The 20,466-nt window shown below is 67.0% G+C and carries 26 protein-coding genes; 19 read left to right on the forward strand and 7 right to left on the reverse strand.

Annotated features, from left to right (window positions below; all coding sequences use genetic code 11):
* The first annotated feature begins 543 nt into the window (after nt 1-543).
* Genes VE172_RS24335 through VE172_RS25800 form a run of 3 tightly spaced genes read left to right on the forward strand, consistent with a single transcriptional unit; the run spans nt 544 to nt 1,716 of the window.
* Nucleotides 544-1,404 carry a helix-turn-helix domain-containing protein gene (locus VE172_RS24335; RefSeq protein ID WP_324804605.1) on the forward strand — a complete coding sequence of 287 codons (861 nt, stop codon included), beginning with the start codon at nt 544-546 and terminating at the stop codon, nt 1,402-1,404.
* Nucleotides 1,401-1,601, forward strand: a complete 201-nt coding sequence (locus tag VE172_RS25595; protein WP_349258532.1) for a DUF397 domain-containing protein — start codon at nt 1,401-1,403, stop codon at nt 1,599-1,601. The genes VE172_RS24335 and VE172_RS25595 overlap by 4 nt, the downstream gene beginning before the upstream one ends.
* Nucleotides 1,594-1,716 carry a DUF397 domain-containing protein gene (locus VE172_RS25800; protein ID WP_414715152.1) on the forward strand — a complete coding sequence of 41 codons (123 nt, stop codon included), beginning with the start codon at nt 1,594-1,596 and terminating at the stop codon, nt 1,714-1,716. The genes VE172_RS25595 and VE172_RS25800 overlap by 8 nt, the downstream gene beginning before the upstream one ends.
* A gap of 189 nt (nt 1,717-1,905) precedes the next feature.
* Here VE172_RS25800 and VE172_RS24340 read toward each other — a convergent pair whose 3' ends face one another.
* The 3 genes from VE172_RS24340 to VE172_RS24350 all read right to left on the reverse strand — a co-directional run bounded on the left by VE172_RS24340 (nt 1,906) and on the right by VE172_RS24350 (nt 3,968).
* Nucleotides 1,906-2,346, reverse strand: coding sequence for a hypothetical protein (locus VE172_RS24340; protein ID WP_324804606.1), 441 nt, complete (start codon nt 2,344-2,346; stop codon nt 1,906-1,908).
* A complete protein-coding gene (locus VE172_RS24345; RefSeq protein ID WP_324804607.1) occupies nt 2,336-3,016 on the reverse strand; it encodes a hypothetical protein in 681 nt (226 codons plus the stop codon). Before VE172_RS24345 ends, VE172_RS24340 begins: the two co-directional genes overlap by 11 nt.
* A 106-nt stretch (nt 3,017-3,122) precedes the next feature.
* Complete coding sequence (locus VE172_RS24350; protein ID WP_324804608.1) at nt 3,123-3,968, reverse strand: aminotransferase class IV; 846 nt, start codon at nt 3,966-3,968, stop codon at nt 3,123-3,125.
* Between the two features lie 99 nt (nt 3,969-4,067).
* Between VE172_RS24350 and VE172_RS24355 the strand changes: the two genes are divergently transcribed.
* Nucleotides 4,068-4,499 (forward strand): Fur family transcriptional regulator, encoded by a 432-nt coding sequence (locus VE172_RS24355; protein WP_324804609.1) that lies wholly within the window; start codon nt 4,068-4,070, stop codon nt 4,497-4,499.
* Complete coding sequence (gene ygfZ, locus VE172_RS24360) at nt 4,496-5,530, forward strand: CAF17-like 4Fe-4S cluster assembly/insertion protein YgfZ (protein WP_324804610.1); 1,035 nt, start codon at nt 4,496-4,498, stop codon at nt 5,528-5,530. The genes VE172_RS24355 and ygfZ overlap by 4 nt, the downstream gene beginning before the upstream one ends.
* Here the strand turns inward: ygfZ and VE172_RS24365 are convergent.
* Nucleotides 5,527-6,525, reverse strand: coding sequence for a hydroxyacid dehydrogenase (locus VE172_RS24365; protein ID WP_324804611.1), 999 nt, complete (start codon nt 6,523-6,525; stop codon nt 5,527-5,529). The genes ygfZ and VE172_RS24365 overlap by 4 nt on opposite strands.
* Nucleotides 6,526-6,839: 314 nt before the next feature.
* On the opposite strand from VE172_RS24365, the gene VE172_RS24370 reads away from it, so the two are divergent.
* From VE172_RS24370 to VE172_RS24390, 5 genes are all read left to right on the forward strand, one after another.
* Nucleotides 6,840-7,700 carry an ABC transporter permease gene (locus VE172_RS24370; RefSeq protein ID WP_414715153.1) on the forward strand — a complete coding sequence of 287 codons (861 nt, stop codon included), beginning with the start codon at nt 6,840-6,842 and terminating at the stop codon, nt 7,698-7,700.
* On the forward strand, nt 7,697-8,599 hold the full coding sequence (locus VE172_RS24375; RefSeq protein ID WP_324804613.1) for a carbohydrate ABC transporter permease: 903 nt from the start codon (nt 7,697-7,699) through the stop codon (nt 8,597-8,599). Before VE172_RS24370 ends, VE172_RS24375 begins: the two co-directional genes overlap by 4 nt.
* Nucleotides 8,596-10,218: a type 2 periplasmic-binding domain-containing protein gene (locus VE172_RS24380; RefSeq protein WP_324804614.1), complete on the forward strand. Its 1,623-nt coding sequence runs from the start codon at nt 8,596-8,598 to the stop codon at nt 10,216-10,218. Before VE172_RS24375 ends, VE172_RS24380 begins: the two co-directional genes overlap by 4 nt.
* 41 nt (nt 10,219-10,259) lie before the next feature.
* Nucleotides 10,260-11,321 (forward strand): LacI family DNA-binding transcriptional regulator, encoded by a 1,062-nt coding sequence (locus VE172_RS24385; RefSeq protein WP_324804615.1) that lies wholly within the window; start codon nt 10,260-10,262, stop codon nt 11,319-11,321.
* Nucleotides 11,322-11,403: 82 nt separating this feature from the next.
* Nucleotides 11,404-11,736 carry a hypothetical protein gene (locus tag VE172_RS24390; protein ID WP_324804616.1) on the forward strand — a complete coding sequence of 111 codons (333 nt, stop codon included), beginning with the start codon at nt 11,404-11,406 and terminating at the stop codon, nt 11,734-11,736.
* Nucleotides 11,737-11,793: 57 nt separating this feature from the next.
* Here VE172_RS24390 and VE172_RS24395 read toward each other — a convergent pair whose 3' ends face one another.
* On the reverse strand, nt 11,794-12,585 hold the full coding sequence (locus VE172_RS24395) for a DUF3109 family protein (RefSeq protein ID WP_324804617.1): 792 nt from the start codon (nt 12,583-12,585) through the stop codon (nt 11,794-11,796).
* A 22-nt stretch (nt 12,586-12,607) separates the two neighbouring features.
* On the opposite strand from VE172_RS24395, the gene VE172_RS24400 reads away from it, so the two are divergent.
* Entirely contained in the window at nt 12,608-13,411 is an 804-nt protein-coding gene (locus VE172_RS24400; RefSeq protein ID WP_324804618.1) for a sugar phosphate isomerase/epimerase family protein, read from the forward strand.
* On the opposite strand, the gene VE172_RS24405 is transcribed toward VE172_RS24400, so the two are convergent.
* Together VE172_RS24405 and VE172_RS24410 are read right to left on the reverse strand one after the other, a co-directional pair.
* Nucleotides 13,408-13,935: a GNAT family N-acetyltransferase gene (locus VE172_RS24405; RefSeq protein WP_324804619.1), complete on the reverse strand. Its 528-nt coding sequence runs from the start codon at nt 13,933-13,935 to the stop codon at nt 13,408-13,410. The genes VE172_RS24400 and VE172_RS24405 overlap by 4 nt on opposite strands.
* 45 nt (nt 13,936-13,980) lie before the next feature.
* On the reverse strand, nt 13,981-14,514 hold the full coding sequence (locus VE172_RS24410; RefSeq protein ID WP_324804620.1) for a CGNR zinc finger domain-containing protein: 534 nt from the start codon (nt 14,512-14,514) through the stop codon (nt 13,981-13,983).
* A gap of 153 nt (nt 14,515-14,667) precedes the next feature.
* Here VE172_RS24410 and VE172_RS24415 point away from each other — a divergent pair, with 153 nt between their 5' ends.
* The 8 genes from VE172_RS24415 to VE172_RS24450 all read left to right on the forward strand — a co-directional run.
* On the forward strand, nt 14,668-15,588 hold the full coding sequence (locus VE172_RS24415; RefSeq protein WP_324804621.1) for a proline dehydrogenase family protein: 921 nt from the start codon (nt 14,668-14,670) through the stop codon (nt 15,586-15,588).
* A 204-nt stretch (nt 15,589-15,792) separates the two neighbouring features.
* On the forward strand, nt 15,793-17,214 hold the full coding sequence (locus VE172_RS24420; protein WP_324804622.1) for a hypothetical protein: 1,422 nt from the start codon (nt 15,793-15,795) through the stop codon (nt 17,212-17,214).
* A gap of 166 nt (nt 17,215-17,380) precedes the next feature.
* Complete coding sequence (locus VE172_RS24425) at nt 17,381-17,578, forward strand: helix-turn-helix domain-containing protein (RefSeq protein ID WP_324804623.1); 198 nt, start codon at nt 17,381-17,383, stop codon at nt 17,576-17,578.
* A 188-nt stretch (nt 17,579-17,766) separates the two neighbouring features.
* Nucleotides 17,767-17,868 (forward strand): 30S ribosomal protein bS22, encoded by a 102-nt coding sequence (locus VE172_RS24430; protein WP_013020966.1) that lies wholly within the window; start codon nt 17,767-17,769, stop codon nt 17,866-17,868.
* A 12-nt stretch (nt 17,869-17,880) separates the two neighbouring features.
* Nucleotides 17,881-18,903, forward strand: coding sequence for an NAD-dependent epimerase/dehydratase family protein (locus VE172_RS24435; RefSeq protein WP_324804625.1), 1,023 nt, complete (start codon nt 17,881-17,883; stop codon nt 18,901-18,903).
* The gene (locus VE172_RS24440) at nt 18,900-19,757 is read left to right on the forward strand and encodes a lysophospholipid acyltransferase family protein (RefSeq protein ID WP_324804626.1); all 858 of its coding nucleotides are present in this window, start codon (nt 18,900-18,902) and stop codon (nt 19,755-19,757) included. The genes VE172_RS24435 and VE172_RS24440 overlap by 4 nt, the downstream gene beginning before the upstream one ends.
* Nucleotides 19,758-19,778: 21 nt before the next feature.
* Entirely contained in the window at nt 19,779-20,102 is a 324-nt protein-coding gene (locus VE172_RS24445) for a DUF2516 family protein (protein ID WP_324804627.1), read from the forward strand.
* The coding region (locus VE172_RS24450) for an alpha/beta fold hydrolase (protein ID WP_324804628.1) at nt 20,096-20,466 on the forward strand (371 nt) is incomplete at its 3' end. The genes VE172_RS24445 and VE172_RS24450, both read left to right, overlap by 7 nt.

Raw genomic sequence — 20,466 nt, forward strand, 5'->3', positions numbered from 1 at the left:
CCTGCCTCACGAGGACGTGCGCGACTTGTGGAAAAGACTGTGGAAAACGCCAGGCTCAGCGCTGGACGGGAATGCACAACGGCGGGTCATCAGGGCGTTGGCCTTGATGACGAACGCACCCCGACACAGGGCAATGCTGCCCAGGAACCCGACGACGCAACTGACACGGAAACGTGGGATCAGCCGACGTCTTATGTGCGGCGATCATCCACCACACCTCCACCTTCAAACGGTGGATCGCGGCAACGACGATGTCCTCACCGTTCACTGCGCTGGGTAGCGAGTGGCACACTAGACGGCGTTCGGTTATCTCCTCCACGAGGAGACCTCCGTTCTGTAGGACTGGGGCGGGCTCTAGGTCGCCAAACTTTGAGGACCCGCCCCAGTCGTTTTCCTCCCGAAATCGCTGAGCGACAACGGAAGCCTCTATTCACTTGCCACCACGACCATCCGTGGTTGTGGTCACACGATTACGCTAGCATATGATGATAATTAGCACAACACGTGATGTGAAACGCGCGTGGATAGCTGGAGGGTTGATAGATGGCCAAGGACCAATCCCTGTCGTTGCGAGTGCAATGGCTTGGCGATCGGCTACGTCAGCATCGCGAGCGCCTGGGTCTAAGGCTTGAGGACGCTGCGGGTTACCTGCAAATGCACTACACGACTCTCGGACGATTCGAACGAGGAGAGCACCGCCCAAAACCGTCCTATGTAAGGGATCTCGTCGACCACTACGGCATCTCAGATCCAACGGAACGCCGCTTCCTGTTGCAACTGAACGATGACGCGTGGCGCAAGGACTTCTACGACGGGGACACTAGCGGGCTCGATATGGAATTCCTTGACTACACATGGCTTGAGGAACGCGCTGCCCGCATCTTGGCCTACGCGCCACTGCTTGTCATTGGCCTGCTTCAAACACCTCAATACGCCCAAACCCTCGCCTCGGCAGCGTGCGAGATCAGTGATGCTCCCGAGGACTTTGCGCGAACGGCCGAGACTCGGGCATCACGCCAACGCATCCTCACAGGCCAACACCCCACCACGCTGGAAGTGCTGTACGAAGAAGCAGCCTTGTTGCGTCCAATTGGAGATCACGAAACTCATAAAGGCCAACTTGAACACCTACACACGACCACCTCGCGCAGCAACATAGACATACGCATCCTTCGACGCGACAAGGGATGGCACCCTGGACTCGACGGCCCCTTCATGTACCTGGACATGCCTGACCCGTATCCCGACGTTGTCTACATAGAACATCTCGGTGGGCGCTTGTTCGTTGAGGAACATGCCACAGTAGACAAATACCGTCAAGCGTACAATTACATGCACCAATATGCCCGAGACTCCAAGGAGTCGGGCAAGTTCATCAAATCTGCGCTTAAGGACCTCGAGTGACCAACAACGAGACACTAGCCCTCCACCCCAAGTGGCGTAGGAGTTCTCGAAGCGCAAACAATGCCAGCCAAAACTGCGTAGAAGTCACAACCTGGCGCAAAAGCACCCACAGCTCAGGCAACGGTGGCCAATGTGTCGAAGTCGCCGTCTTGCGGCTGTCACCGCTGCCAAGCCCCAGGGGTAACCGACGTGTCTGACCCCACCCTCAACGTCTGGCGAAAATCCCGTCGAAGCCAGGGCAACTCTGCGTGTCTCGAGGTCGCAATCCTGCGCAAGGCCGTGCGGAGCACAAACGATGAACACCGACGCTGAAGTCAGAACCTGGCGCAAGAGCAGCGACAGCAACGCTGGGCAGTGCATCGAAGTCGTCTTGTGGCGTGCTAGCTCTCGCAGTAGCAGCAACGGCGGACAGAACTGCGTCGAAGCCTCGCTGTGGCGCAAGCGCATGGGACGCACGGCAATCCAAGGCCAGTGCGTCAAGAATGGGGCCACCAAATAGGTCTAGCCTTCGCTAGCCCATGCCGTGGCGAGCTGGTCGGCATCGGTAAGAACATCATCGATGCGGCCGCGAAGCTCGGCCGAACTGGCAACGATCTCACGAATGATGGGTAGCTGAGTGGCTTGCTGGTCTTCGGGTGAAATCTCGTCGAGAATCCAGTCCTCTCCAGCAAATGCGCGAATCACACCCTCAATCGCGAGCACCTTCAGCGGCGGGTCGGCCTTGGCGTAGTTGGAACGCATGGCTTCAACGAACCTGTCGATGGCTGCCCTGCTGCTGTCGTCCCTGAAGCGATGATCGAGACACACCGACAACACAGCCGTCCCATACACACCCAACTCGTTGCGCTCGTCGTCATTGAGCCGATCATTGAGGGTCTGGGCTTGCTCGGTGTCACCCAAGGCGACCGCGCGGACGAGACTGCGAACGTTGCTACTTGTCACGATTCTTCTTCCTCTTAAAGAGTCTGCTCAATCCCTCAACCGCGAACGCCGACATCAGCAAGGCGTTGGCGACCACGTCCTGAACTGGCACCGCTGCATCATTGTGCGATATCTCGGGGCCGCCGTGGGACTGTGGCACCCCCACAGTCTCCACTGGATCACGTGCTGCCACCTGGCCAATGATCGATGCCGTGGTGTCCTTGCCTTGCGTCTGCGCGCTCTCGATGTTACGAGCCATCGACCTGCCGAAGCGATTCATACGGCTCTTCGACTTGTCATCGTCGTCGTTGCTCTTCAGCTCCTGCTTCATGAAGCCACGGTGCGGGGACGCGGGTCCAGGTTGAAGCTGGTCGCCAATCTCATTGCGCCACGTGGACTCGGGCGGGGTCGCGTCACCGCCTCCACCTCTTAAACCGTTGCCCCGCACCGATTCCGCGGTCGACTGCATCTCCTTGAGCTTGTTGATCGCCTCCACCAGGACGCCGTCGGCCTCGCCACCCTGATCGACAGACGAACGAATCGTCGCCCCCATCGCCTCAGCACCCATACCCTCAAACTGACCAGCCAGATCCTCACCATCCGACTTCGCCTGCCCCACAGACGTTCGCGCCTGCTCCACCACCTGAATCGCCGCACCAATCCGCGCCGAATACTCATCGATACTGGACACACCCACGCCCTTCCACATAAAAGATCAGTGACCCGTACGGCAATCATCGCCGTACGGGTCACCGTACCAATATCCATGTGTCCATATATGACTGGACGACTCGCCCCTAGGCGGGAACCTCGAACCCCGCCAGCCGCTGGAGATCCGCCGTCCGCGCGCTCTCCTTCAGCGTGGCCTCGTCCAGTTTGATCACTGGCGCGATACCCCGCACGGACGAGGCCATCCACACGCCGTCCTTGGACGGCAGGTCGTCCACCCGCACCCGCGCCTCGGCGGGGCGGAGGCCGAGCTGGGGGGCGTTGTCGAGCAGGTATGCCGAGGTGGTGCCCGCCAGGATGCCCGTGTCGGCGGGGACGGTGTAGAGGGTGTCGCCCTCGAGCCACAGCAATGTGGACGTCGGGCCCTCGAAGGCGTAGCCGTCGGAGGATGTCCAGAGTGCGTCGTCGTAGCCGTTGGAGGTGGCGTAGCGCTGGGCCGACATCGTGACCGCGTAGGAGAGGGTCTTGGCGCCGCCGAGCAGCCACGGGGACTTGCCGCGCTCGTCAACGGGGTAGCCCAGCGACAGGGCCGTGAGCCTGAGGCCGTCGCGGCGCTTGGCGATGACGGCGTCGGCTACGGGGTTGAGGGTGGCGTAAAACGTTGGGGCGCTTCCCGACTCGAGGCCGCGGGTGCAGATCAGGCGCAGGGCGCCCTCGCGCTCGGCGCCGAAGGCGGCCAGGGCCGCGGCGCACAGCTCGCGGATGTCGGCGAGGTCGGGGAAGTCGACGTCGAGCTTGTCGGCGGAGCGGACCATGCGGGCCAGATGGGGCTCGAGTTGCCAGGGTTGACCCGCGCGGACGTTGATCGTCTCGAAGCAGCCGTCGCCGCGCACCGCCCCGAGGTCGTCGGCGTGCAGGATCGGTGCCGCGGCGTCGACGACGCCCTGTCCAAGAATCGCTACTACCTCTGCCATGCCGCGACCCTACCCCCGCCCCGAGCTCGGTCGGGACGGGTGGTGGCGGCGTCGTGACCTGCCCGACGGGGCCGCGCGGGGCGGCATAACATCGAGCGCATGGCCGCGGATTCCTCGAAATTGGCGACGGTGCTGCGCGCTCACGGGCTTCGGGTTACCGCGCAGCGCCAGTTGGTGCTGGACGCCGTGCGGGATCTGGGGCACGCCACCGCCGAGCAGGTGCACGAGTCGATCTGCGGGCGGGTGCGCGGGGTGAACATCACCACGGTGTATCGGACGCTGGACCTGTTGGAGAGTCTGGGTTTGGTGGCCCATACCCATCTGTCGCACGGGGCTCCCGTGTATCACCTGGCGGGCGATCGGGGGCACGTGCACCTGGTGTGCCACCGCTGTGGCACGGTCGACGAGGTGAACTCGGAAGTATTCGACGAGTTGCGGCGTTCACTGGAGAAGCAGCGCGGGTTCCTGCTCGATGTGGGGCATGTCGCGCTGTTCGGTATCTGCGCTAAATGTGAGAAGGCGAGCCATTGAGATCACAGTTGCTGTCCACAGCGGGGGCGGTGGCCGAGCTGGAATCGTCCACTGTGGCGTGGCATTACGGGGACCCGTTGCGGGAGCAGCGGACCCTGGACGGCGACGGCGCGATCGTCGAGCGGGCCCGCGACATCGTGACCGTCACGGGGCCCGAGCGGCTGACGTGGCTGCACAGCATCACCACCCAGCACCTCACCCAGCTGCCCGCCGACACGGGCACCGAGCTGTTGGTGCTGTCGCCCCACGGGCACATCGAGCATCACGCGGGGGTGTTCGACGACGGGACGACCACCTGGCTGGACACCCGGGCGGGCCAGGGGGCGGCGCTGGCCGACTTCCTCGTGAAGATGCGCTTCTTCACCGAGGTGGAGATCGCCGACGTCACCGAGCAGTACGCGTTCCTCACCGTCACGGGCCCCACCGACCTGGCCGCCGCCGACACCGCGGAGCTCCCCGACGCCAAGTTCGCCTCGGGCACGCTGCCCGAGCGCCCCACCTCGCTGTACGCGGGAGCCTCGACCGACGACGGGTGGGCGCGCCGCACCGACGCGCTGACCACGCCCACCGTGGACATCGTGGTGAAGCGGGATCGCCTGGGCCACAAGGTGACCGAGCTGGGTCGCCCGCTGGCGGGCACCTGGGCGTTCGACACCCTGCGGATTCCCTGTGCGTATCCCGAGGTCGGCGTCGACACCGATCACAAGACGATTCCGCACGAGGTGCCCTGGCTGCTGGTCGCCGCGGTCCACCTCGACAAGGGCTGCTACCGCGGCCAGGAGACCGTGGCGCGGGTGCACAACCTCGGCAAGCCGCCGCGGATGCTGAGCATCCTGCACCTGGACGGAATCAGCGAGCACGCGCCCGAGGCGGGCACCGACATCACATTGGACGGACGCGTCGTGGGCCGCGTCGGCACCGCCTCGCGCCACTACGAGGACGGCATGATCGCGCTGGCCCTGTTGCGCCGCAACGTGCGCGAGCGCGAGGACCCGAAGCTGTCCATCGGCGACACGGTGGCGGCGCTTTAGGCGACAGTGGACAGGTCGCCGATCCTGATCTGGTTGCGCAGCGGCTCGCCCGCGAAGAAGCGGCGGGTCTCCTCCACGGCGTAGTCCCCCAGCGTGGCGACCTCGCTGCCGATGGCGCCCGCCAGGTGCGGGGTCACGGTCACGTTGGGCAGCAACAGAAGCGGGTGGTTGGCGGGCAGCGGCTCGGGGTCGGTGACGTCCAGGACGGCGTCGATGCGTCCCGCGCGGCAGTGGTCCACCAGCGCGTCGTGGTCCACCAGCGACCCGCGCGCGGTGTTGATCAGCACGGCGCCGTCGCGCATCAGGCTCAGGTGGTTTTCGTCGATGAGGTGGTGGGTGGACGGCAAGGCGGGGGCGTGGATCGAGACCACGTCGCTGCGGCGGCACAGTTCCTCAAGGGACACTCGGGTGGCGCCGAGCTCGCGGGCCTCCTCGTCGGTCTTGAACGGGTCGGCCAGCAACAGCTCCATGTCGTAGCCGCGCAACAGTTCCAGGACCAGCTTGCCGATCAGCGACCCGCCGACCACGCCGATGGTGGTGCCGCTGTAGCCCCACTCCGTACCGTCCTTTTGGGTCGGAAATCCGTCCACAAGGTACTTCGCGGCGGCGGTGAAGGCGCGCTTGCGGGCCAACAGGATCGCGGCTCGGGTGTACTCGGCCACGGGCACGGCATTGGCGGGCGCCGCCGAGGTGACCGCGATGCCGCGCCGCCACACCGCGTCGGACAGGTGGATCTTCACCGTCCCCGCGCTGTGGGCGATCAGCCGCAGCCTCGGGGCGGCCTCCAGCACCGCGTCGGTGACCCGCGGGCTGCCCCAGCCCGTCAGCAGGAAGTCCGCGCGGGCCACGACGTCGGAGTGCTTCGCGAAGTCGGAGACCAGCAGTCGCGCGTCCACGTCGGCGAAGGCCGTCAGCCGATCCATGACCGCGGGGGTGAGCGCGAAGTCGCGCGCGTAGCGGCTCATGGCCAGGACACCGTAGGGGCGGGGGGACACGTCAACCTCCGAAAAGCGGGGCGAAGAGAAATCGGTTACTTGAAATTAGCAGCCAACCGTGATTGCCGCCGCACCCCCGTCGCGGCGCCTCCCTGAGCGCCTTGTCACGCAGTGGATACACGACGGAAAATTTTGGCAAACCCTTGCCAAGATCGCAGAAACCGTCTATCTTCACGGCAAGCTCTCAGTGAGGAGGCTCACCGTTGGCCGCCACCCCAGGCACCCCCGCCACCACGGCCGCGCCGCGCACCGCCACCCAGAAACGGCCGCCCCTGCGCCGTCGGCTGCGCCGCGACTGGCTGCTGCTGCTCATCATGGTGCCGGGCGTCCTGTACTTCCTTGCATTCCACTATGGAGCGCTGTTCGGCAACTTCATCGCGTTCAAGGACTACGTCACCTTCTACGGCGTGTGGGACAGCCAGTGGATCGGCGTCGACAAGTTCGCCGACCTGTTCGCCGACTCCGACTTCTGGCAGGCCACCTGGAACACCCTGTCGATCTCGTTCCTGCAGCTGCTGTTCTACTTCCCCGCCCCGCTGGCCCTGGCGATGCTGCTGCACAGCCTCACCAGCGACACCATCCGCCGCTTCGTCCAGAGCGTGGTCTACCTGCCGCACTTCATCTCCTGGGTGATCGTGGTGGCGCTGTTCCAGCAGGTGCTCGGCGACGTCGGGGTGTTCAACGGGCTTTTGGCCAACGGCGGCCTGCACACCGTCGACATCATCGGCAACCCCGACGCCTACAAGCCACTGGTGATCGCGCAGGTGATCTGGAAGGAATGCGGCTGGGGCACCATCATCTTCCTGGCGGCCCTCGCCGGGGTCAACGAGCAGCTGTACGAGGCCGCCGCCATCGACGGCGCGGGCTGGTGGCGCCGCACCTGGCACGTCACGCTGCCGGCGATCCGCCCCGTCATCATCCTGCTGCTCATCCTGCGGCTCGGCGACATCCTCACCGTCGGCTTCGAGCAGTTCTTCCTGCAACGCGACGCCGTGGGCCCCGCGGCCGGGGAGGTGCTGGACACCTTCGTCTACTACAAGGGAATCCAAAGTGGAGACTTCTCGCTGGGCGCCGCCGCGGGCCTGATGAAGGGCGTAGTCGGCCTGATCCTGGTGTACGCGGCCAACAAGCTGGCCCACCGATTCGGAGAGCAAGGGGTGTACCGGTCATCATGAGCGCCAACCGTCCCGCCTGGATGGGCAAACCGTCCCCATTGGTCAAGGCCGTCAAGGCCGTCGCCCTGGTCGTCGTCGTGGCCGTGGTGTTGTTTCCCTTCTGGACGATCGTGGCCACCTCGATCGCCTCGCCCCAGGAGGTGGTGGACAACGGCGGCTGGGTCGTCATACCGACCTCGCTGTCCTTCCACGCCTACACCGACGTCTTCGAGGGCGGCGTCATCACCCACGCCCTGCTGATCTCGGGCGGGATCACCGCGGTCGGCACGCTGCTGAGCCTGGTGGCCACCGTCTTCCTGGCCTACGCGCTGTCGCGGCCGTCCATCGTGGGCGGCAAGCCCGTGCTGCTGGCGATCCTGTTCACCTTCCTGTTCCCGCCGGCGATGATCCCGGCCTTCCTTGTGGTGCAGGAGCTCGGGCTCAAGGAGGACTACCTGTCGCTGATCCTTCCGGTGCTGGTCAACACCTTCAACCTCGTGGTGATGCGGGGCTTCTTCCAGAACGTCCCGAGCGAGCTCATCGAGGCCGCCCGCCTCGACGGTGCCGGGGACTTCCGCATCCTCACCCGCGTCGTGATGCCGCTGTCCAAGGCGGTGATCGCGGTGATCGGCCTGTTCTACGCGGTGAGCTACTGGAACTCGTTCTTCACCGCGATCCTGTACATGAGGTCCGACCAGTGGCCGGTGCAGGCGGTGCTGCGGCAGTACGTCACGCAGGGAGCGGCGCTGTCCAATACCTCCGAGGTCACCGTCGTCAACTCTCCACAATCGACAAAGATGGCGGTCGTCGTGATGGCCACCATCCCCATCATCGTGCTCTACCCCTTCGTCCAGCGCTTCTTCGCCAAGGGCGTCCTGACCGGAGCCATCAAATCCTTAGGAAAGAGGAGTCAACCATGAAACGACGCGATGCCCTTCGCCTCGGCGGCGTGGCGGCGCTGGCCGGCACCGCCGGCCCGGCGCTGGTGTCCTGCAGCGGTTCCGGCGGCGACAGCGACGTCGGCAACAAGGGCAAGAAGCTCGCGCCCTGGCCCACCTATGTGGAGTTCGACGGCCCGAAGCCCGACCTGCCCGGCGACGGCAAGACCGGCCTGCAGGGCGCCTACACCAAGTACCCCAAGAAGGTCGAGTCCGCCGGCTGGGACACCCCCGGTGACGGCACCGAGGTCACCTGCTCGGTTGTCACCTACGGCGTCCCGCCCAAGGGCGGCGACTCCTTCGTCAAGGCGGTCAACAAAGCGCTCGGCATCAACCTGAAGCTCAAGCTCATCCCCTCGGGCGAGTTCCAGGAGACCATGTCCACGATGACCACATCGGACGATCTGCCCGATCTGATGATGTTCGGCAGCGGCGTGACCGTCCCGCGCGAGCAGGAGTTCATCAAGGCCAAGTGCGCCGACATGTCGGAGTACCTGTCGGGCGACAACATCAAGGACTACCCCGGCCTGGCCAACATCCCCACCTACGCCTGGAAGGGCGTGGGCCGCATCGGCGGCAAGATCTACGGCATCCCGTCGGAGCGCCCGATCTTCGGCGGCTCGCTCATGGTGAACCGCACCGAATTCGACAAGGCGAACGTCCCCCTGAAGTGGAACAAGGACGACTACGTCGCGGCGATGAAGCACCTCACCAAGGGAAAGAAGTACGCCCTGGGTCTGGCCAAGGACGCCCAGATCGACTACTGGACGGGCTCCCTGGGCGCCCCCAACGTCTGGAGCGTCGACGGCGGAAAGTTCACCACCACCTTCGACACCGACCAGTACGCCGACGCCATCAAGCTGCTGGCGAAGCAGTTCGCGGACAAACAGGTCTACCCCGACAGCCCCAACATCTCCAACGTGGACAACAAGACCTACTTCTCCAACACCACGCTGGCCAGCTACCGCGACGGCTGGGGCGCCATGGGCCCGTGGGCATTCGACCAGGCCAAGGGCGACTTCACCGTGGACTTCGCGTACCCGTTCTCCGCCGACGCCACGCCGTGGACCGGCACCGGCTACTTCGGATACACGGTGTTCAAGAAGGCCAAGGCGAAGCGGCTCAAGCTGCTGTTGGCGGTCTGCAACTTCCTGGCCGCCCCGTTCGGCACCAAGGAGTACGAGCTGTTCAACTTCGGCGTGGAGGGCAAGCACTTCACGCGCGAGGACGACGGCACGCCCAAGCCCACCAAGCTGTGGAACACCAGCGAGAACAAGACGAACTACCCGGTGCCTTATGTGGCCTCCGCCCCTACCGTGCTGTTTTACCCCGGTTACGCTGACAGGACCGAGGCGGTGTACGAGTGGGAGAAGGAGCTCGTCAAGAGCGTCGTGCATGACCCGTCGGTCGGCATTCGGTCGAAGACCCAGACCGAGAAGGGCGCCGACCTGTCGAAGTCCATCCAGGACGCATATTTCGGCGTCATCTTCCACGGCAAGAGCATGTCGACGTTCTCCGACGCCGTGAAGGAGTGGCACTCCAAGGGAGGCGACGACATGGCCAAGGAGCTGGCCGAAGAGTATTCGGCCAGCAAGGACTGACGTCGCGCACTCGGTTGCCCACAAAGAACGGAAGCGGATCAATGGCGGACCACGGACCGGCACGGCGCGCCACCATTCGCGACGTCGCCGCCTCGGCCGAGGTCTCGGTCGCGACCGCGTCGCGGGTGCTGTCGGGAAGCGACTATCCCGTCTCCAACCGCATGCGCGCCAAGGTGATGCGCGCCGTGGCCGAACTGGACTATGTGGCCAACGCGCACGCCCGCGCGCTGTCGGGCAGTCGCCCCAAGGTGATCGCCATGGTGTCGGCCGCCATGCACTCGTCCTTCTATTCGGACATCGCCCAAAGCGTGGTGGAGGCCGCCGCCGAACACGACCGGTTGTGCATGTACGCCAGCAGCCGGGGCCACGCCGAGACCGAGCTGGAGATCGTGTCGCTGCTGCGCGAGCAGAGCGCCGACGCGGTGATCCTGGTCGGCGGCGTGGTCCCGACCGCCGAGTACACCGCCCGCATGACCCGCATCGCCGAAAGCCTCGCCTCGGTGGGCTCGCGGCTGGTGCTGTGTGGACGGCCCGGCCTGGACCCGAGCATTCCGGCCTATGTGGTCAGTTACGACAACGCCGACGGTGCCTACGCGATGATCAGCCATCTGGCCTCGCGCGGGCACCGTCGGGTGCTTCACCTGGCGGGCGACGAGACCAACACCACGGCCATGGACCGGGTGGTGGGCTACCGCCGCGCGGTGGCCGACTGCGGGCTCGACGCCGACCCGTCCCTGCTCGAATACGGACGGTTCAGCCGCGAATCGGGCTACCAGCGCACCCGCGCCCGTCTCGAGGCCGGGCGCCGCGACTTCACCGCGATCTTCGCCGCCGACGACCTGGTCGCCTCCGGCGCCATCCGCGCCCTGGGCGAGGCGGGGCTGCGGGTCCCCGCCGACATCTCGGTGGCCGGCTACAACGACTCCGACCCCTCCCTCGACGTCACCCCGCCGCTGACCACGGTGCACATCCCCGCCGACCAGATGGGCCGCACCGCGGTGCGGCTCGCCCTGGCCGACAACCCATCCGAGACCGTGGTCACCCTGGGCACCCACATCGTGGTACGCCAGTCGGTGGCGCCCCCGCCCGGTGGGCCCTCATAGCACCGATTTCGAGAAACCCGCGAATCCGACCGTCCCTTGCGACGATGATGTGGTCGCCGAAGACACCAACGGGAGGACTCACGTGAACTGGGGACAACGCATCACCGTGACACTGACCGCGGCCGCCGCGGGAATCGGCGCCGTCGCCGTGGCGTCCGCGCCCGTCCAGGCCGCCGAGACCAGTCAGCCACCGGCGATTCACGCCGAATGCCAGGACGGGGAATGGGAGGACGGAAACCCGACCTTCTGGAATTGCCAGCCCACCGGCGTGCTGCCCGACCGGCCCGTCGTCATCCACGCCGTGCACATGTGGATCGACGGCGAAGACCGGGGCGGTGTGGACGTCAGCTGCCAGGATTCCGACCCGGTCAGCGCACCGGTCATCCACACCGACGCGTGCCAATACCTCGCCTGAGCCTCGGGCGATCCACCGAAGTACCGCGCCACGAGCCTCCGCGCTCGTGGCGCGCGTTCACGCCCGGGGCCGCAGGGTGAGGGCCTTGCGGGTCGCCGGATGCACCGCCACCAGGCCCGCCTCCTCCTTCGCGGCGCACAGCTCCACGAGCTTCGCGTACGCCGCCTCCCCGATCAGCGCGGTCAGCTCGGCGCGGTAGCTGCGGTACAGCGGCTCGGCCCCGACGTGGGCCGAGGGCGCCGAGGTGCACCACCAGCCGAACTCGTGGCCACCGGAACCCCAGGCGCGGCGGTCGAACTCCCCGATCCAGGTGATGTCGACGCTGGTGCCGTCCGCGCGGTGCACAGTGGAGAAATCGCGCTTCACCGGTACCTGCCAGCACACCTCGGGCTTGTAGTCCATCGGGTGGGCGCCGTCGCGCAGTGCCTGGGCGTGCAGGGAACAGCCGTAGCCGCCGTCGAAGTCGCGCCGGTTGTGGAACACACAGGCGCCGTCCACCACGTCGGTCTTGCGGGCGGGCTGCTCGATGCCGTCGTCGTCGGCCAGGGTGTCGGCCACCACGGCCGCGGCGACCTTGCGGTGCTGCTGCCAGTGCTCGGGCGCCAGCCGCGCCGCCGCCTTGCGCACCCGCTTCTCGTCGTCGGCGTCGGTGAAATAGGCCCCGTGCACGCAGCACCCGTCGTCGGGCAGCGTCGCCTCGATCCCCTTGCAGCCCTGCCCGAAAATGCAGGTCCAGCGCGACAGCAGCCACGTCGCGTCGGCCCTGATGATGGTGTCGGCGTCGTTGGGGTCGGCGAATTCCAGCCACTCCCGGTCGAAATCGAGCCCCGTCTCCTCGTTGTCACTCACGCCTTGACCCTAAGCTGTGGGGATGTCCGACAAGACCGCACCGGTGCTGCTGTCGACGTCTTCGGTGTACCCGGAGCCCACGGCCGTCGCGTTCGAGCTTGCCGCCAAGCTCGGCTACGACGGGGTCGAGGTGATGGTGTGGACCGACGCCGTCAGCCAGGACCCCGAGACATTGGCCACATTGTCCGGACACTATGGCGTGAACATCGGCGCGGTGCACGCGCCCTGCCTGCTCATGACCCAGCGGGTGTGGAGCAAGGACCCGTGGGAGCGGCTGCGGCGCGCCGCCGTGATGGCCGAGCGCCTCGACGCCCCCGTCGTGGTGATCCACCCGCCGTTCGCCTGGCAGCGCGGCTACGGACGCGGCTTCGCCGCCGGGCTCGACCGCATGTCGCAACGCTTCGGCGACATCCGCTTCGCCGTGGAGAACATGTACCCGATCAAGATGGCGCGCAAGGGTTTCGTCCCCTACGCCCCGCACTGGGACCCCACCGACCCCGGCTACGACAACTACACCCTCGACCTGTCGCACTGCGCGGCGTCCAACTCCGACGCCCTGGCGATGGCCGAGCGGATGGGCGACAACCTCACCCACGTGCACCTGGGTGACGGTGCCACCCCCGGACGCGACGAACACGCCGTGCCCGGACGCGGCGGCCAGCCCTGCGCCGAGCTGCTGACTTCCCTGTCACGCAAGCGAAACGACTTCACCGTCACGGTCGAGGTCTCCACCCGCAAGGCCGGGCACCGCGCCGTGCGCGAGGCCGACCTCGCCGAGTCCCTCGCGTTCGCCAGGCAACACCTGACCCCGGCGGCGGCGTCCTAGTCGCCGAGTATCCGCTCCCACAGCAGCCCGTCCCGCCAGCTCCCGTCGAGAAGGATCGAGGAGTGCGCGACGCCGTAGGGGCTGAACCCGTTGCGGCGCAGCACTCGCTGCGAGGACAGATTCTCCAGGTTGGTTGACGCCTCGACGCGGTGCAGGCCGAGCTCGTCCGCCATCACCCGCAGTGCCAGCCCGACGGCGCGTCCGGCGTGGCCCTGATTCTGGGCGACGCTGCCGATCCAGTATCCGAGGGAGCCGCGGCGCAGGTGCGGCTGCGGCAGGATGCCCCCGACGGTGACCTGCCCGATCACCCGGTCGTCGGCGAGCACCACGCCCGGCCAGACCACCCCGTCCCGGTGCTTGGCCAGCAGGCCGTCGATCCGCTCCGCCTGGCCCTGCGGGGTGAAGAAGTCGGACGGCTGGAGCGGCTCCCACGGCCGGAACGCCTCGACGTCGCGCGCCCGATGCTCGGCGATCGCGGCGGCGTCGGCGGGCTCGATCAGGCGGATCCTGGTGTCGCCGCACACGGGCTTCTCCTCATCGCGGTGGCCAACATGAAGCAGGACGCGGCCCTAGACGGCCGCGGCCTCCTTCTCGCGCTTGCGCGCGCGATGCGCGGCCACGTGCGAACGGGTCGCGCAGCGCTCCGAACAGAAGCGGCGGCAGTTGTTGGACGAGGTGTCCAGGTAGACGTTGCCGCAGCGCTCGTCCGCGCACACCCCGAAGCGGGCCCCCTTGTACTGGCACAACCACACCGCCAGGCCCCAGGCGGCGCCGGCGATGAACTCCGAGGCCACGGCCGAGCCGCGGCCGCTGACGTGCATGTGCCAGTTCTCGTTGCTGTGCCCCGAGATCCGCGGCTGCACCGGGAACTGCTCGAGCAGGGCGTTGAGGATCTCCACGGCCCCGGCGTCGTCGCCGGCCGAGCCCTTGACGAAGACGTCGCGCATCTTGCGTTTGGCGCGACGGAAGGTGGCCAGGTCGCGTTCGGTGGCGCGTTTCGACCACCAGACCCGGTCACCGAAGAACGCGTGCAGGTCCGCCATGTCCGTCAACTCGGCGTTGACGAGGTCGGCGGCTGTCTGTGCGTAGGCATCGAAGTCCACGGACCTACGGTAGTCAATCCAAACGCCGGTAACCAGTCGCGCTCGGAGCAAGCCCTTACCAGGGCGGTCCCGGCCCCGCTCAACGCCGAAAACTTAAGGAAGATTCGGCTCCCGACGCCCTACCCCGTACCTGGTGGGGATAACCTCGCTTCCATGCTGCGATCCATGATTCTCGCCGCGGCCCGCTCATCACGCCTGGAACGCATGGCCGCCACCGCGCCCGTCGCCAAGGGCGTCGTGAACCGTTACGTGCCAGGCAGAGCCACCGACGACGCGCTGCGCGCCACCCGCGAGCTCGTCGACAACGGGCTGAAGGTCAGCCTCGACTACCTCGGCGAGGACACCCTCACCATCGCCCAGGCCGAGTCCACTCGCGACGAATACCTCCGGCTGCTGTCGTCGCTGAACTCCCAGGGCCTCACCCCCGCCGCCGAGGTCAGCGTCAAGCTGTCCGCGCTGGGCCAACGCATCGACGAGGACATGTCGCTGCGGATGGCCGAGGAGATCTGCACCGCCGCGGCGGACGCGGGCACCACGGTCACGGTCGACATGGAGGACCACACGGTCACCGACCAGACCCTGGACGCCGTCGCCAAGCTGCGCGAGAAGTTCGCCGGCACCGGGGCGGTGCTCCAGGCGTACCTGCGGCGCACCGAGGCCGACTGCAAGGAGTTCGCGGTCAAGGGCTCCCGGGTGCGGCTGTGCAAGGGCGCCTACGCCGAACCGGAGTCGGTGGCCTTCCAGCGCAAGCTCGACATCGACCGCTCCTACGTGCGCTGCGTCAACTCGCTGATGCGCGGCGAGGGCTACCCGATGCTGGCCACCCACGACCCCCGGCTGGTCGAGATCGGCATCGACCGCGCCAAGTGGTACGACCGCGGGCCGCACTCCTTCGAGTTCCAGATGCTGTACGGCATCCGCACCGAGGAGCAGAAGCGGCTGGTGGAGGCCGGTTACCAGGTGCGCGTCTACGTGCCCTACGGCGACCAGTGGTACGGCTACCTGATGCGACGCCTCGCCGAGCGCCCCGCGAACCTGACATTCTTCCTGCGTTCCTTGCGCGGCAACAAATAGCGACGTCACCGACGCAAAGTCCGGCCCCTGTGGACTCAGTGGAGATTGTGGATTGTTATCCAAACGCAATCCGGACGTTTGTCGACGGTGGCACCTCCCCCATAATGTGATGCGGTGACCTTCGGCTCGCAATATCCCGGCCAACCCCGCCCGCCGGTACCCCCCAACCAGGTACCTCACGTCCCGGCGCCGCGGGGGCCCGACATGTTGCCCCCGACCATGGCGCCGCGGCCGCCCGGCTTTCCGGCGTACCCGCCGTACCAATACCCGCCCGGGTTCCCCCCGCTGCCACCCCCGCCCCCGCGCGGGCCCCGGCGCGCCGCCGCGGTCGTCGTCACCATCATCGCCCTGATCCTGATCACCACCCTCACCCTCGGCGTCACCGCCGCGATCGCCGGCCAGTCCAACGCCGTCATCGGCGACGGCGCGGTCAAGAGCCCCGACGACAACGACGGCTCCGACGTCCGGGTCAACTACCTGGAGCAGAAGGCCAAGGCCGAGCTCGCCGACTCCGCCGAGGGCCTGCTGGACGGCAACGAGGACAAGTGGCTGTCGGTCTACGACGGCTCGGTCCACGACGAGATGAAGCGCCGCTACAACTCGCTGCGCGCCCTGAGGGTCTCGTCCTTCGACTACCAGGTGGTCAAGCCCCCCGAGGACAAGTCCGGCGGCACGTGGGCCCTGAACCTGGGCGTCAACTACTGCCTGGGCGGCAAGAAGCACGCCAAATGCGGCCCGTCGGGCATCCTGTTCAACACCGAGTGGACCGACAAGGACGACTCCTTCCTCATCACCCGGGTCGACGAGTCCGACCCCAACAGCGCCGGCCCCCGCCCCTGGGAGGTCGAGGACCTCAAGGCCAAGGTCGGCAAGCGCGCCATCGTCGCCGGCCCCGCCAAATACGAGGACAAGCTGAACGACGCGCTCAGCGTCGCCGAGTCCGCGGCGGAGAACGCCGACAAGTACGCCGTCTACGGCAAGGTCGACCGCTACGTCATCTTCCTGGCCGGCGACGAGGAGTTCGCGCGCTGGTACGGCATCGGCGACCCCGGCGACAACGTGGTCGGCTTCGCCATCCCCCTGCCCGAGGTCACCAAGAACGGCGGCACCAAGCCCGGCGGCTCCGAGGTGGTGGTCCACGTCGACCGCGCCCAGGCCAACAGCACCGAGTTCACCGCCACCATGCGCCACGAGCTCGGCCACGTCGCCACCCTCCACCACAGCCCCGAGCACCACCGCATCGAGGAGGACTGGTGGCTGTCGGAGGGTGTCGCCGAACTCATCGACCACGGCGCCCCGAAGGACGCCCCCCTCAAGGAACACCCGTACCTGCGCTCCCGCGACGTCCAGGAGTACTTCAAGAAGGACAAGTGGAACGGCAAGATGGACCCGGCCACGCCCACCGACGACCAGCTCACCGGCTCGGCCAAGTACGGCATCGCGTTCTACGGCGTGTACTACCTCTTCGACAAGTACGGCAAGGACAAGTTCATGAAGTACTTCAAGAAGATCGCGCGCAACGGCGAAGACCCGGACAAATCCACCAAATCGGTCTACGGCAAGTCCTACGACGCCCTGCTGAAGGAGATCGCCAAGCAGGTGAAAAAGATGGCCAAGGCCGCCTGAGGCGGTCGTGCGAAGGTACGAATTCCCACGTCGTAACACAACTAACGTCTGAATCGCTGGGCACCAGCGGCACTATCACATTACTGTTGGTGTTCGGCGCACCAAACGGGGTGTGTCGTGGATACCGGGAAGTTTCCGGCATTCGCGAATGGGAATGGTGGGAATCATGGCAACACACAACTTGCTGGAAGAGGTCAAATTCCTGACCGTGGCCGAGGTCGCGGCGTTGATGCGCGTTTCGAAGATGACCGTGTACCGCCTGGTGCACTCGGGTCATCTGCCTGCAATCCGGGTGGGACGGTCGTTTCGGGTCACCGAGAAGGCCGTGCAGGACTACCTCGCACACAGCTTCAAGGATGCGTGAGAGGGCGAGTTTCTGAACGGCCAGGGCGGTTCGGAAACTCGCTTCCCCCGGCTTCGGTTGTCCCGCGATTAAGCGGCCCGCGTCACCACGTTAGCCTTACTAGGCCCGCCCGCGCCCCGTGTCTCATCACCTGGCGGCGGCGGCAAGCACCTGTCCACCATCACCCGATCACACTGCGAGGAACATCTATGGGCTCGGTCGTCAAGAAGCGGCGTAAGCGCATGGCGAAGAAGAAGCACCGCAAGCTGCTGCGTCGCACCCGCGTGCAGCGTCGCCGCCAAGGCAAGTAACGCGCGAACACCATGAGCCCCGCGACCGTCCTGGTAACCGGCGCAGACCGATACCTCGCTGGTCGACTCGTGGCGCGCCTGACTGCCGACGACCAGGTGAAGCGCACCATCAGCGTGAACACCGACGCCTTGGGCGACAGCGATCTGAAGGATCTGCTGGAGGACGAGGGCGTCGACACGGTGGTTCACGCCGCCGTGGCCGCCTCGGCGGTGCGCTCGGGAGGGCGCACGGCGCAGAAGGAATCCAACGTCATCGGCACCATGCACCTGTTGGCGGCCTGCCAACGGGCCGCCACGGTGCGCCGGGTCGTGGTGAAGTCGTCGGTGGCGGCGTACGGGGCGTCCGCCCGCGACCCCGCCGTGTTCACCGAGGACACCGAGCTGCGCGTCGCGCCGCGCGGGGAGTTCGCCGCCGACATCCTCGAGGTGGAGGCGTACGCGCGGGGTTTCGCGCGGCGCCGTTCCGACGTGGCGGTGACCGTGTTGCGGCTGGCGCCGCTGTTGGGGCCCACCTCCGACACCTCCCTGACCCGGTATTTCTCGCTGCCCGTGGTGCCCACCGTTTTGGGTTACGACCCGCGCGTGCAGTTCCTGCACATCGAGGACGCCCTGGACGTGCTGCATCGGGTCACTTTGGACGGACACGAGGCGCCGCGGGGACGGCCCGACGTGTTCAACGTCGCCGGTCCCGGTGTTTTGCTGCTGTCCCAGGCGATCCGCCGCGCCGGTCGGGTGGCCGCCCCGGCGCCCGAGGCGCTGCTGCGCGGCGTGGCCGCGTTCGCGCGCGGCCGGGGAATCGTCGACTTCTCCCGCGACCAGCTCGACTTCCTGCGCTTCGGCCGGGTGGTGGACGTCCAGCGCCTCACCTCGGTGTACGACCTGACTCCGCGGCCCACCCCCGCGGCCTTCGACGACTTCGTCACGGGGCACGCTCTGATGTCGGTGCTGGGCGGGCGCGACGCCGAGGGGCGCTCTTTTCGGGACAGGGCAAAGGATCTGACCTCCATTCGCAACGGCAGGGGCAACCCGCGATGAACGAGCCGATGGACGCCGACGCCGCCGCCGAGGCGATCGCCGACGTCGCCAACCTCCTCACCAAGAGACTCACGGGCGACTACGAGGTCGACGAGTTCGGCTTCGACTCCGAACTGACCGAGACGCTGACGGTCCCGCTGCTGCGTCCGCTGTACCGCAAGTGGTTCCGCGTCGAGGTGACGGGCCTGGAGAACGTGCCACTGTCGGGCGGCGCGCTGCTGGTGGGCAACCACTCCGGCACCGTGGCCATGGACGCGCTCATGGTGCAGGTGGCGCTGTTCGACGACCACCCCGCGCACCGGCACCTGCGGTTGTTGGCCGCCGACTTCGTGCTCAAGGCGCCGCTGCTGGGCGAGTACGCCCGCAAGACGGGCGCCACCCTGGCGTCCAACGCCGACGCCGAGCGGCTGCTGGACGCCGAGGAGCTGGTCGGGGTGTTTCCCGAGGGCGTGAAGGGGACCGGCAAGCCGGTGTGGGATCGCTATAAGCTGCAACGCTTCGGGCGCGGGGGCTTCGTGTCGACGGCGCTGCGGACCGGGGCGCCCATCATCCCGGTGTCCATTGTGGGCGCCGAGGAGATCTATCCGCTGATCGGCAACATCCCGGCGCTGGCGCGGCTGTTGAAGCTGCCGTACTTCCCCGTCACTCCGACGTTCCCGTGGCTGGGGCCGCTGGGGCTGGTCCCGTTGCCCAGCAAGTGGATGATCCACTTCGGCGAGCCCATCGACACCAAGGACATGGAGCACCTGGCCGACGACCCGCTGGAGATCTTCAACCTGGCCGACCGGGTCAAGGAGACCATCGCCGACACGCTCGCCGAGCTGCTCGACCGGCGCGGCCCCGCCTTCCAGTGAACCCGGAGTTAGGCTTCTCCCATGGCTTCCACCACCTTGTGGTCGGTATACATCACGACGTACACCGGCCTGGCGATCGCGGCGATCACCGGACTGTTGGCGATCGCGGCGCTGGTGCACTGCGCGCTGCAAAAGCCCAACGCCTTCCCCGCCGTCGGGCCGCTGTCCAAGGGTGCCTGGCTGGCCATCCTCGCCGGGTGCCTGCTGCTGTCGGCCCTGGGGGTCGGCGGCGCGCGCGGCGACATCGGCCTGGACCTGTTCAGCATGATCGGGCTGGTCGCGTCGCTGGTGTACCTGCTGGACATCCGTCGCGCCATTAAGGAACTCGGTTCCGGCTCGTGGTGACCGACACGCTGGTGCGCGGGGACGGCGCGCCGGTGACCGTGTTCGCCCACGGCCTCGGGGGAGGCATCGCCGACACCCGCCCGCTGGGCGGCGGGGTGGCCGGCACCAAGATCTTCTACACCGCTCGGGCCCACGACGGCGTGCCCGCCGAGCGCTTCGACTACACGACGCTGGCGGCCGACCTGCGCGCCGTCGCCGACGCGCACGGCGCCACCCGGGCGCTCGGGGTGAGCATGGGGGCGGGCGCGCTGTGCCGCCTGCTGGCGGCCACGCCGCGCCGCTTCGAGCGCGTGGCGTTCTTCCTTCCCGCGGTGCTGGACGAGCCGCGGGACCGACCCGCGGCGGGCAGGCTCGCGCGGCTCAA

Origin of the sequence: Stackebrandtia sp., from assembly GCF_035643755.1 — a bacterium.
In the GTDB taxonomy this organism is placed as follows: domain Bacteria; phylum Actinomycetota; class Actinomycetes; order Mycobacteriales; family Micromonosporaceae; genus Stackebrandtia.